Consider the following 12,324-nt stretch of genomic DNA (forward strand, 5'->3'; position numbering starts at 1 on the left):
CCGGTCATGGCACCGACGCTAGGAGGCGGCCGGTTAACGCCCCGCACACCGACGGTTAGACGACGGCAAAAGTGCGTGGCGCACCCGGCCCGCGCGGGCCGGGTGCACGCAGGATGAAGGCATGAGACAGCGCGTGGTGCGAGTCGCCCTCACCGCCGCCCTGGTCGCCGTGGTCCTCCTCGCCGTGCCCCTGGCCCTGGCCATCAGGTCCTCCCTGTACGCCGACCAGCGCGACTCCCTGGAACGGGCGGCACTGTCCGGTGCCGTCCGGATCAGCCCCGACTACGCGACCGGCGACCCGGTGGAGCTCCCGGCAGGCCCGGCCGGCGGACACCTCGGCCTGTACGACCCGCAGTTGCGGCTCCGGGCGGGCAACGGCCCCCGCACCGGTGACGCGGCCGTGCGAAGGGCGCTCAGGGCCGAGGTGGTGCGCGGCCACTCCGGCGACGACCTGATCGTCACGGTGCCCGTCTCCCACGCCGAGCGGGTGATCGGGGTCGTGCGCGCCTCCTCGCCGGCCGCCGCCGTTCGTGGCCGTGTCCTCGCCGTGTGGGCGGTCCTCGCGGGCGCGTGCGCCCTCGCGCTGACCGTGGCGGTCCTGATCGCCCGCCGCCAGGCGCGACGGCTGGCCGCCCCGCTGGAGGACCTCTCCCGCCACAGCCGGGCGGTCACTGCCGGCGACCTCGGAGCCCGGGCCGCCCCCAGCGACATCGCCGAGATCGACCAGGTCGCGCGCGCCCACAACGAGATGCTGCAGAGCCTGACCGAACTCCTGCGTCACGAGCGCGACTTCACCGCCAACGCCTCCCACCAGCTGCGCACCCCGCTGACCGGACTGCAGCTCACCCTCGAGGCGGGCCTTGAGCAGACGGACGAGGGCCACCTTCGGGACACCCTCCGGGCGGCGCTGGCCACCACTCGCCGTCTGCACAGCACCGTCGAGGAGGTGCTGCGGCTGTCCCGCTCCCGCGGCCTGCCCCGCTCCGCCGCCCCGCACACGCCCGTGCTGCGGCTCCTGCGCGAGACCGGGGAACGCTGGCACGGGACGCTCGCGCGCGACGGCCGACGCCTGGAGTGCGAATTCCATGACGTACCGGACGACGTCCTCGTCCCCGGCACCCCGGTCGCCGAGATCCTCGGCATCCTGCTGGACAACGCGCATGTCCACGGGCGCGGCACCATCCGCCTCGGAGTGCGGGACCTCGACAACGCGCTCGCCTTCGACGTCAGTGACGAAGGCACCGTGCACGACGAGGCGGCCAGGCTGTTCGACCGCGGCCACAGCGGCAACGGGGAGGGAACGGGGATCGGTCTCGCCCTCGCCGACGACCTGGCCGTCTCCCTCGGCGGCAGGCTCTCCCTGTCCCACCGTCACCCCACCACCTTCACCCTGCTCATCCCGGTCCGTCAGGACGGGACCACCCAGGACGGAATCACTGAGGGCGAGGGCTGAAGCTCCACGGAGGAGCGGTCAAAGGGGCCCGGCGTCCCGCGGCCGGGGCCCGAGAAAGGGCCCCGGCCCGGTGAAGCGAGCGGCCGGTCGGTTTACGGCGCGATCTCGAACGCGGGTGGCCGGAGACCCGCGAGGCATGAACGGTCGGGCGCGGTCGGGTGGTTGAAGAACGAGCGGGTGATCTTCTGTGCGCACTTCGAGTCGGCGAAGACCACATGGGCGACATAGGGGACCGTGACGGCGGTCGACCGGCTCAGGGTCCGGGCGGCGTACGCCCCGCTGCTCGGCGCGGTCTGGGAGTCGAACCCGCCGGACAGGGCGAGGGTCGGGATGTCGCTGCGCGTCACGCTCCGGATCGAGCGCGGTGCCGGGGGGACGTCCCAGGCGCGGCAGTCCGCGTGGAGCCAGCTGAGAAGCGGGGCGTTGACCAGCACCGAGCGCGGGAACGTCGGGAACAGGTGCCGCCCCGCCCGGAGCACGTCGGCCGCACTCTCGAACGGGGTCCACTCCCTGCAGAAGACGCCGAAGGAGAGCCCGTGGGAGACCCTTCCGACGGCCTGCGGGCTGAGCTTGCCGCCCGCCCACTGCTGGGCGATCCGCTGCGGGTTGCCGTGGGCCAGCTCGTCGATGGAGCGGGGCACTCCGGCCGCGAGATGGCTGGCGAAGGTCAGCCAGTTCACCAGGAGTCCGCCGTCCAGGACGACCTGCACCGGCTTCGGCCGGCCCGGGACAGTGACGGTGGTGGTGACCGGTTGGGCCTCGAGCGCGCTGACGAGGCGCTCGAAGGTGGTCTTGAGGTGCGGATAGCGGGTGTTGCACGCGGTCTGCCGCGCGCAGGCCTTGAAGATGCCGTCGAAGCCCTCGCGTGCGGCCTTCCAGGTCACGGCCCCGCCGGCCAGGGACGGCGGCAGGACGCCGTCGATGCCGACCGACCGGATGCCCTTGGGGTGCAGGCGCATGTACTGGAGCGCCAGGTCGGTGCCGTAGGAGATGCCGAACACGTTCCAGTGCTTGATGCCAAGGGCTCTGCGCAGGCCGTCGTAGTCGGCGGAGCTCTCGATGCCGTTGTACGCGCTGAGGTCGGCTCCGCGGCGTACGAGGCTGTCGCGGCACTTCCGCGTCGCCTGGACGTGCAGGCGTCCGGTGGACGGGGCGCCGAAGACGAGGCCGAGGGCGCGTGCGTTGAACTTGTCGACGTTCGGGCAGGTGAGCTGCGGGTCGGCCGAGTAGGTCCCCCGCTGGGACATGAAGATGACGTCGCGGTCGCGGTTCAGGCCGCCGGCGACCGCCATCGGGATCTCGGAGACCGAGTCGTCGCCGGGCCCGCCGGCGAGCCAGACGATCGGGTCGGACGCGTGTCTGTGCTTGACCGCGGGAATGACGGCGACACCGAGGGTGATCTTGCGGGTCTTGTGGTGGTGGTGCCGGGAGCGCTTCTCGGGCACGGTCAGCGTTCCGCAGTGGGCGCGCTTCAGATCGGGGATCGGGTCCGCCGTCCTCGGGCAGGGGCCGGGCTTGAAGTGGGCGTCGCCCGCCGTCCGGGCGGTCGTGCCGAGCGGCGCGCCCGCGCCGGACTCGGCCAGGGCGGGCATCGGGGCCAGGCCGACGACGAGGGCACCGGCCGTGGCTCCGGCCAGTGTGGCCGGGAACCGGCGCGAGGCGCGCCGATGTCGTGGTGGTCTGGGTCTCAGGGACATCGTGTTGCCTCCGGGTCAGGGAACGATCGTGAACGGTTTCGGCGCGAGTCCGGCCACGCACCGGGTGTCGGGTCCGGTCGGACGTGCGAGGAAGGAAGCCAGCACGCTTTGCGCGCAGGGCGACTGGGGCAGCACGAAGTGGCCGATCCCGGGAATGCGCACGGCGGTCGAGCGGGGCAGCGTGCGGCCCGCGTACGGTCCCCAGCTCGCCCCTGTCTTCGCGTCGAACGTTCCGTTGAGGATCAGCGTCGGCACGTCGCTGGAGGTGGTCACCCGCTGGATCGCGGTGCGGTCCGGGACGCGCCAGGCGCGGCACAGGTCGTTCTCGAAGGGAAGCTGCGGCGCCTGGGCCAGGACCGTGTCCGGCCATCCGGGGAAGGCACGGCGCCCCTCTTTCAGGAGGTCGGACCTGGAGTGGCCCGGCACCCACTCGCTGCACGCGATCGAGTGCGTCAGGCCGTGGGCGGACTCGCCGATGGCGGGCGTCGCGCCGGCGGCTTGTGCCTGCGCGAAGCGCCGCGGGTTTCCGTGGGCGAGTTCGTCGATCGCCGCGGGGACGTCGACGGACGGCAGGGCGCCGCCGTCGGCGACCAGCAGGTTCACGATCGCGCCGCCGTCGAGGACGACCTTCACGGGCTTCTCTCCCCCGGGCGGCACCACGTCGAGCGTCAGGGGTTGCGCCTCCAGCCGCCGCACCTGCTGCGTCAGGGTGCGCGCGAGGTGCGGGTAGCGCGCCTCGCAGCGGGGCTGGGCCTCGCACGCCGCGAAGATCGCGTCGATCCCTTGCCGGGCGCTGTCCCAGGTCCACGGCAGGCTCACGATCTGCGGCGGCGTGACGCCGTCGATCGTCACGGAGCGGATCCCCCGGGGGTGCCGCCGCAGGTAGGTGAGGGCCAGGTCGGTGCCGTAGGAAGCGCCGTAGACGTTCCATTTCTTGATGCCGAGGGCCGTGCGCAGGGCGGCGAAGTCCGTGGCGTTCTCAGTGGTGTTGTAGGCGCTCAGCCGGATTCCGTCGGCCGCCAGGCGGTCGCGGCACGCCTTCGCGGCGCGCACGAGGCCCCGGCCGGTCGAGGGCGCGTCGTAGACCAGTCCGACGGCACGCGCGTTGAAGCGGTCGATCTCCGGGCAGGCGAGGTTCGGCTGCGAGTAGCGCCCGCCGCGCTGCGTCATGACGATCAGGTCGCGGTGCCGGTTCACTCCGGAGGCGACCAGGTACTGGATGGCGTCGATCGCGTCGCCGCCGGGACCGCCCTCCATGTACACCACCGGGTCCTTGGCCGGTTTCTTCGAGGTGGCCGCGATGATGGCGACGGTGAGCCTGATGGTCCGTCCGTCGCGGTGGGCACGGCTCTCGGGCACCTCCAGGACCCCGCATCGCCCGTGGATCGGCTCGGGGGTCTTCGGGCAGGGTCCGGGCACGAACCGCGCCCCATCTCCCGGGTGGGGCCCGGTGGTTAAGGGTGAAACGGCACTGCTCGGTGTCGGACCGAGCGCGCCCACGAATGCCAGACCGGCCGCGACGAGTGCCACCCCGGTGGGGGGCCGCCAGGAGCTTCGCGGTGCGTGCCGGCGCTGCGCCCGCCTTCGTACGGACCTGGCGTTCGCGCGCGCGAACGGCAGGCGGCGTGTTCCGATGCCTTGTTCCGCCATGTGATCCCGTCCCTCTGACGGCCTCGGCCGGGTCGAGACTGACGACGATGCTGTGCGGCGCCGCCCGTCACATATGCCTCGGGTACCGGGCTCCGCGCAGACCACACGCTGGCCGGGACAGGCGCCCACCAGCGGCGGGATCCACTCGCCAGGCCCCGGTGATCACGGACGCCGCCCGCGCCCACGTCACGTTCCAGCGGGAGTTCGTCGGGTACCCGATCCACGGGCCGCACGTGCCCGGAGGCATGTGCGGGGCCCCGGCCCGCGCATACCGGAGGTGCGTCATGTCGCACGCCGCAGAGTGGAAGGTTCGTCTCTACCTCACCGAGGAGGACCGGACGACGAAGGCCCGCGTGGAGGTGGACACCGGCAAGAACAAGCTCACGGGCCACGGCAGCGCCCGCTGCGCACCGCAGGACAGAGACGTGCCGGCGATCGGGGACGAACTCGCGGCCGGACGGGCCATGGAGAATCTGGCGGAACAGCTGAAGCGGACTGCCTTCGGCGATATGCAGGCGATGGGCTCGTCGCCGTCGCACGAGGAATCCCTGAAGCCCTATGCCGGCTGGCTGGAACCCTGAGGACGACCGGCGGGACGGGGGCCCGAGCGCGGCGCCCCAGGAACGGCATCCGTGAGGGCCGTCGCTCCGGCGGGCCGGGCGGTCACCCGGGACCGGGCCCCAACCACAGAGCAGGCCGTCACCCGGGACCGGGCCCCAACCACAGAGCAGGCCGTCACCGCGGAGCGGGGGCGACTCCGCCCAGGCGGTCGGTGAGAGCCCGGGCCGTCTCGGTGACACGCTCCGCGATCTCGGCGAGGCGGTCGTGCGTCACGCGGGAGGCCGGGCCGGAGATGCTCACCGACGTGACGACGGCGCCGCTGTGGTCGAAGGCCGGCGCGGCCACGCAGCGGATGTCGAATTCGTTCTCGACGTCGTCGATGGCGTAACCGCGTTCACGGATGCGGGCGAGTTCGGCGCGGAGCTCCTCGGGGGACGTGATGGTGGCCGGTGTGCGTGCGGGCATGCCCGCGGCCATCACCTTGTCGAGGACCTCGTCCGTCGCGTGGGCGAGGAAGGCCCTGCCGGTGGCCGTGCAGTAGGCGGGCTGGCGGCCGCCGATCCGGGAGTGCATGCGTACGGCCTGGGGGCTCTCGACCTTGTCGATGTAGACGATCTCGGGTGGGTCGAAGCTGACCAGGTGCACCGCCTCGCGTACGTCCTGGGCGAGTTGGCGCAGCAGCGGCGACGCCGTGCGCCGGATGTCGAGCCGTTCCAGGTAGAGCTGCCCGAGCAGGGCGTTCTGCGGACCCAGCCGGTAGTGACCGCTCTCCGGGTCCTGATCGACCAGCCGCTCCTCCCGCAGCGGGGCGACGAGCCGCAGCACGGTGCTCTTGCTCATCTCGAGGCCGGTGGCGAGATCGGTGAGCGAGGTGCCGAGCGGATGGCCGTCGTGCTCCGCCAGGTACATGAGAATGCTCAGGGCGCGCCGCAGGGAGGACGATGCGTTGCGCCGCGCGGCGGGCGCGTCCGGGGTTCGATCCGTACCACTGCCCGTACTGCTGCCCGTACCGCTGTCCGCACTGCCGAGCGAAGCCATGCCGGTTCCTCCAAGGGATGCGACACGGGGTGGTGCCCCCGAACCGAACTCCACCGTACTGCATAGCAAAACGGAATGTCACATATTGAAGTCGGCCGTTGACGCCCCTGGGGCACCGGGCTAATTTCTCTCCAGCGATATGTGAAACATGATTTTGCATAGCACAACATCGCTGGCGATCGATGGTAATCACCCCCTTCCCCGGCCGCCCAGGCTCACCCTCACCCCCTCCCGGAAGGGAACTCTTGTGATGAAGTTTCGTCACGGCACGCGCACTTTGACGGCGATTTGTATAGGTATGGCTGCCGTCGGATCGCTCTCCGCCTGTACCTCCGCCGCCGGCGCCGGCGCGGCGAACCAGCAGTCCTCGACGCTCCAGGACATCACCAGGCGCGGCACCCTCAACGTCGCCAGCTGCCTGACGTTCCCACCGTTCGGCTCGATGGACAAGCACAACAAGCCGCAGGGCTTTGACGTGGACGTCGCCGGTGCGATGGCCAAGGCGCTCGGAGTCAAGGTCAACGTCGTCGACACGACGTCCGCCAACCGCATCCCCAACCTGCAGACCAAGAAGGTCGACGCGGTGGTCTGCAACTTCACGGCCACCGCCGAGCGGGCGAAGCAGGTCGCGTTCACCGACCCCTACATCGTCGCGGGCGAGGTGATGCTGGTGAAGAAGTCCAGCGGCATCAACGGCCTCAAGGACGTCAGCGGCAAGACCGTCGCCGTGACCAAGGGCTCCACCAACGGCGACGCGATCAAGGCCGGCAACCCGAAGGCGAAGGTCCAGGAGTACGACACCTCCGCCGCCGCCGTGCTCGCCGTCAAGCAGGGCCAGGCCGACGCCATGGTCGAGGACTCCAACTTCCTCAACTTCCAGGCCAAGTCGGACCCGTCGCTCAAGGTCACCAAGGACTCCGTCGTACCGCTGGAGTACAACTCCATCGGCGTCCCGGCGGGCGACCCCGCCTGGCTGCAGTGGGTCAACACCTGGCTGCGGGAGTTCAACACCTCCGGACAGGCCGAGGCCGTCTACAAGAAGTGGTTCGGCGTGCACCGCGTCTACCCGCTCAACCCGTCCTACTGAGCCCCGGCCGGGCGGCGGCCCCCCGCCGCCGCCCCAGGGAGGAGTCCCATGTTTGTCGACTGGAGCTACGCCCTCCGGGACTGGCCCACCTATCTGGACGCGGCCTGGCTGTCCCTGAAACTCTCGCTGGAGGCTTTCGCCCTCGCGTTCGTCCTCGGCCTGCTGGGCGCCCTGGCCCGTAAGTCCCGCCACCGGGCGCTGCGCGCGCCCGCCGCCGTCTACGTCGAGGTCGTCCGCAACACCCCGGTGCTGCTGCAGATGTTCGTCGCCTACTTCGCGCTGCCGTCGGCCGGCCTCCGGCTGAGCCCGGTGCAGGCGGGTGTGCTCGCCCTCGGCGTGAACGTCGGCGCGTATCTCACCGAGATCTTCCGCGCCGGTATCCAGGCCGTCCCTCGTGGCCAGCGCGAGGCCGCCCGGGTCCTCGCCCTGAGCCCGCTGCGCACCTTCGCGCACGTGGTGCTCCCGCAGGCGCTGCGCAACGTCTATCCCGCGGTGGTGAACCAGCTGGTCCAGATCATCCTGGGCTCGTCGCTGCTGTCCGCCATCTCCGTGCCCGAACTCACCGGCTCGGCGATGGTCATCAACTCCCGCACGCTGCTGACCGTCCAGGTCTTCGGGATCGCCGCGGTGATCTACCTGATCCTGACCAACGCGGTCGTCCTCGCGGCGGGCCTGATCGGGCGCGTCGCGTTCAAGCCTCCGCTGCGACCCGCCGCGCGCCCCCGTCCCCTGAGCGCCGTACGCCGTCTGCTGACGGCGCGTCCCGTGCGCCCCGTCCAGAAGGAGGCCTGATGGACTGGTCGGTCATCTGGTCCAACCATGACCTGTACCTCTCCGGACTGTGGTCCACCGTGCTGATGTCGCTCGCCGCGATCGCCACCGCGACCCTGCTCGGGCTCGTCGTCGCGGCGATCCGCACCAGCCGCATCCCGGTGCTCTCCCAGGTCGCGCGGGCCTATCTGGAGGTCTTCCGCGGCACCCCGCTGCTGATCCAGATGCTCTTCATCTACTTCGGCGCCGCCTATCTGAGCGGGTTCGGCATCACCGTCTTCGGTGCCGCCCTCCTCGCCCTCACCCTCTACCAGGGCGCGTACATCGCGGAGATCTTCCGGGCCGGCATCGAGGCGGTGCCGCGCGGCCAGTGGGAGGCGGCCCGTGTACTCGGCCTGCCCCGCACCCAGACGTTCGTGGGCGTCATCCTTCCCCAGACCCGGGCGATCGTCCTTCCCCCGCTCGTCGGCCAGTACCTCTCCCTGATCAAGGACACCTCCATCGCCGTGGTCATCGGCTACGTCGAACTGGTCCGCCAGGGGCAGGCCGTCATCGACCGGGTGGGCTCCCCCGCCACGTCGTACGTCGCCGTGGCCGTCCTGTACTTCGTCATCTGCTACCCGCTGTCGCTGCTCGTGCGGCACATGGAGCGAAAGGCTGTCACCGCATGATGATCACCGACCCCGCCGCCCAGCAGACGGCGGTGACCACCTCACGGATCTCGCTGTCCGGCGTGCACAAGCGCTTCGGCGACCTGGAGGTCCTCAAGGGCGTCGACGTCGACGTCGAGTCGGGCGAGGTCGTCGTCCTGATCGGCGCCAGCGGCTCCGGAAAGAGCACCCTGCTGCGGATCATGTGCGACCTGGAGCGCGCCGACAGCGGGGAGGTGTGGGTGGGCGGTGTCCCGCTGCACGACCGCAAGCGCGCCCCCGAGATCTTCGGGCACGTCGGGATGGTCTTCCAGCAGTTCAACCTCTTCCCGCACAAGACCGCCCTCGGCAACGTCATGCTCGCCCTCCTCAAGGTCAGGAAGCTCGGCCGCGCGGAGGCGGAGGAGCGGGGCCGGGCCGCCCTGAAGCGCGTCGGGCTCGACACCAAGGCCGATTCCTACCCGGCCCAGCTGTCCGGCGGCCAGCAGCAGCGCGTCGCCATCGCCCGCGCCCTGGCCATGGATCCCGCGATCATGTTCTTCGACGAGCCGACCTCGGCCCTCGACCCGGAGCTCGTCGGAGAGGTCACCGGCGTCATGCGTTCCCTCGCCGAGGAGGGCATGACGATGGTCGTCGTCACCCACGAGATGCGCTTCGCCAAGGACACCGCCGACCGCGTCATCTTCATGGACGGCGGCGTCGTCCTTGAACAGGGGCCGCCCGAGCGGGTATTCGGCAGCCCCGCCGAAGCGCGCACCCAGCAGTTCCTGCACCGCGTTCTCGACACCTGAGGGCGCCCGCGGGGGCGTCCGTACGGAAACGCCCTGGCATTCACCTCTCGCATTCACCTCTCGGATTCGCTTCCCGGATTCGGGTCCGATTCGTCAATATCAGTCACTCAATGCCCTTGACCAGGGGTTCCGTTCATACGTTCAGGTTGCATTCAGGTTCCGCGCCCGTTGTGGAAATTCCCTCCCCAGAAGCCCAAAAACAATGGCAAAGGGGCCTGATGCAAAGACAGTTCGCCATGTCAAGGTGCTCACCATGACTGCAGAGCACCTCCTCGATGAACGCCCCCTCACCTCACACCGCCGGATGGCGAACAAGGTGCCGGAAGTAACCGCCTACTTCTGGGTCATCAAGGTGCTCACCACAGGAATGGGAGAAACGGCGTCGGACTTCCTGGCCCACCTGCTCGGCCCGATCCCCGCGGTCGCGCTCGGCGGTCTCGCCTTCGTGGCCGCCCTCGCCCTCCAGTTCGCCGTACGGCGCTACGTGGCGTGGGTGTACTGGACGGCCGTCGTCATGGTCAGCGTCTTCGGCACGATGGCCGCCGACATCCTGCACGTGGGCCTCGGCGTGCCCTACACCCTGTCGACGCCCGCCTTCATGCTCGCCCTCGCCGCCGTCTTCGCTCTCTGGTACGCGAGCGAGAGGACGCTGTCGATCCACAGCGTCCGCACCCGCCGCCGCGAGACGTTCTACTGGGCCGCTGTCCTCGCGACGTTCGCGCTCGGCACCGCCGCCGGGGACCTCACGGCGACGATCGGCCTCGGGTACCTGGGGTCGGCCGTCCTTTTCGCCGCCGCCATCTGCGTACCCGCCGTGGCGCACCGGGCGGGCGCCCTCGGCGCGGTGACGGCCTTCTGGGCCGCGTACGTCATCACGCGCCCGCTGGGCGCCTCCCTCGCCGACTGGATGGCGCTCGGGCACGCGCGGGGCGGGCTCGGGTTCGGCCTCGGGCCGGTCACCCTCGCCTGGACGGTCGCGATCCTCGGCCTCGTGGCCTACATGGCGACGACGCAGCGCGAGGCCCGGGGCGCCGACGTGGCGGTCTGAGCCACCGGGGCACCAAAGCGTGCGCCATGCCCCCTCCGCCTTCACGATGGAGGGGGCGCCTTCGTGTCCAGACACATCACCCCACCCCCGCCTTTGCATAATCATTCTTCCGGATGCATACTCTTCCTATGTCTAAGGTTCTCACCTCCCTGCCCGCCGGCGAGCGCGTCGGCATCGCCTTCTCCGGCGGCCTCGACACCTCCGTCGCGGTCGCGTGGATGCGCGACAAGGGTGCCGTCCCCTGCACCTACACCGCCGACATCGGCCAGTACGACGAGCCCGACATCGCGTCGGTGCCCGGCCGGGCGAAGTCCTACGGTGCCGAGATCGCGCGCCTGGTCGACTGCCGTGCGGCGCTGGTGGAGGAAGGCCTGGCCGCGCTCGCCTGCGGCGCGTTCCACATCCGCTCGGGCGGCCGCGCGTACTTCAACACGACGCCGCTCGGCCGCGCCGTCACCGGCACGCTGCTGGTCCGGGCGATGCTCGAGGACGACGTCCAGATCTGGGGCGACGGCTCGACGTTCAAGGGCAACGACATCGAGCGGTTCTACCGCTACGGGCTGCTCGCCAACCCGCACCTGCGCATCTACAAGCCGTGGCTCGACGCCGACTTCGTGACCGAGCTCGGCGGCCGCAAGGAGATGTCGGAGTGGCTGGTCGCCCATGACCTGCCGTACCGCGACAGCACCGAGAAGGCGTACTCGACCGACGCCAACATCTGGGGCGCCACCCACGAGGCCAAGACGCTTGAGCACCTCGACACCGGCGTCGAGACCGTCGAGCCGATCATGGGCGTGCGGTTCTGGGACCCGTCGGTGGAGATCGCCACCGAGGACGTGACGATCGGCTTCGAGCAGGGCCGCCCGGTGACGATCAACGGTGAGGCGTTCGCGTCCGCCGTCGACCTGGTCATGGCGGCGAACGCGATCGGCGGCCGGCACGGCATGGGCATGTCGGACCAGATCGAGAACCGGATCATCGAGGCGAAGAGCCGCGGCATCTACGAGGCGCCCGGCATGGCGCTGCTGCACGCCGCGTACGAGCGCCTCGTGAACGCGATCCACAACGAGGACACCCTCGCCCAGTACCACAACGAGGGCCGGCGCCTGGGACGCCTCATGTACGAGGGCCGCTGGCTCGACCCGCAGGCGCTGATGGTCCGCGAGTCGATTCAGCGGTGGGTCGGCTCGGCCGTCACCGGCGAGGTGACGCTGCGGCTGCGGCGCGGTGAGGACTACTCGATCCTCAACACCACGGGCCCGGCGTTCAGCTACCACCCGGACAAGCTCTCCATGGAGCGCACCGAGGACTCCGCGTTCGGCCCGGTGGACCGGATCGGCCAGCTCACCATGCGCAACCTCGACATCGCCGACTCGCGCGCCCGCCTGGAGCAGTACGCGGGCCTCGGCATCGTCGGCACGACCCACCCCGAGCTGATCGGCGCCGCCCAGGCGGCGGCGACGGGCCTCATCGGCACCATGCCGGAGGGCGGCGCCGAGGCGATCGCCTCGCGCGGCGAGGTCTCGGGCGACGACGAGCTCCTGGACCGCGCGGCCATGGAGTTCGGCACGGACTGAC

General features: G+C 70.7%; 11 protein-coding genes. 8 read left to right on the forward strand and 3 right to left on the reverse strand.

Features of this window, described 5'->3' with window-relative positions; translation table 11 throughout:
* The first annotated feature begins 121 nt into the window (after positions 1-121).
* Complete coding sequence (locus tag EOT10_RS20560; protein WP_127829718.1) at positions 122-1,453, forward strand: sensor histidine kinase; 1,332 nt, start codon at positions 122-124, stop codon at positions 1,451-1,453.
* Between the two features lie 92 nt (positions 1,454-1,545).
* Here EOT10_RS20560 and EOT10_RS20565 read toward each other — a convergent pair whose 3' ends face one another.
* The gene (locus EOT10_RS20565; protein WP_127829719.1) at positions 1,546-3,150 is read right to left on the reverse strand and encodes an alpha/beta fold hydrolase; all 1,605 of its coding nucleotides are present in this window, start codon (positions 3,148-3,150) and stop codon (positions 1,546-1,548) included.
* 15 nt (positions 3,151-3,165) lie between these two features.
* Positions 3,166-4,569 (reverse strand): alpha/beta fold hydrolase, encoded by a 1,404-nt coding sequence (locus tag EOT10_RS20570; protein WP_189491850.1) that lies wholly within the window; start codon positions 4,567-4,569, stop codon positions 3,166-3,168.
* A 515-nt stretch (positions 4,570-5,084) separates the two neighbouring features.
* Between EOT10_RS20570 and EOT10_RS20575 the strand changes: the two genes are divergently transcribed.
* Entirely contained in the window at positions 5,085-5,381 is a 297-nt protein-coding gene (locus EOT10_RS20575; RefSeq protein WP_127829720.1) for a DUF1876 domain-containing protein, read from the forward strand.
* A gap of 154 nt (positions 5,382-5,535) precedes the next feature.
* Here EOT10_RS20575 and EOT10_RS20580 read toward each other — a convergent pair whose 3' ends face one another.
* Entirely contained in the window at positions 5,536-6,399 is an 864-nt protein-coding gene (locus EOT10_RS20580; protein ID WP_127829721.1) for an IclR family transcriptional regulator, read from the reverse strand.
* A gap of 298 nt (positions 6,400-6,697) precedes the next feature.
* On the opposite strand from EOT10_RS20580, the gene EOT10_RS20585 reads away from it, so the two are divergent.
* The 6 genes from EOT10_RS20585 (at position 6,698) to argG (ending at position 12,323) form a co-directional block, all read left to right on the forward strand.
* Entirely contained in the window at positions 6,698-7,486 is a 789-nt protein-coding gene (locus EOT10_RS20585; protein WP_127829722.1) for an ABC transporter substrate-binding protein, read from the forward strand.
* Positions 7,487-7,534: 48 nt separating this feature from the next.
* Positions 7,535-8,278, forward strand: coding sequence for an amino acid ABC transporter permease (locus tag EOT10_RS20590; RefSeq protein ID WP_127829723.1), 744 nt, complete (start codon positions 7,535-7,537; stop codon positions 8,276-8,278).
* Positions 8,278-8,928, forward strand: a complete 651-nt coding sequence (locus tag EOT10_RS20595; protein WP_127829724.1) for an amino acid ABC transporter permease — start codon at positions 8,278-8,280, stop codon at positions 8,926-8,928. Before EOT10_RS20590 ends, EOT10_RS20595 begins: the two co-directional genes overlap by 1 nt.
* Positions 8,928-9,698 (forward strand): amino acid ABC transporter ATP-binding protein, encoded by a 771-nt coding sequence (locus EOT10_RS20600; RefSeq protein ID WP_127829826.1) that lies wholly within the window; start codon positions 8,928-8,930, stop codon positions 9,696-9,698. The genes EOT10_RS20595 and EOT10_RS20600 overlap by 1 nt, the downstream gene beginning before the upstream one ends.
* 253 nt (positions 9,699-9,951) lie before the next feature.
* Entirely contained in the window at positions 9,952-10,746 is a 795-nt protein-coding gene (locus tag EOT10_RS20605) for a COG4705 family protein (RefSeq protein WP_127829725.1), read from the forward strand.
* Between the two features lie 128 nt (positions 10,747-10,874).
* On the forward strand, positions 10,875-12,323 hold the full coding sequence (gene argG / locus EOT10_RS20610; RefSeq protein WP_127829726.1) for an argininosuccinate synthase: 1,449 nt from the start codon (positions 10,875-10,877) through the stop codon (positions 12,321-12,323).
* Position 12,324 lies beyond the last annotated feature (1 nt).

This window comes from Streptomyces antnestii (assembly GCF_004005495.1).
Taxonomy (GTDB): Bacteria; Actinomycetota; Actinomycetes; order Streptomycetales; family Streptomycetaceae; genus Streptomyces; species Streptomyces antnestii.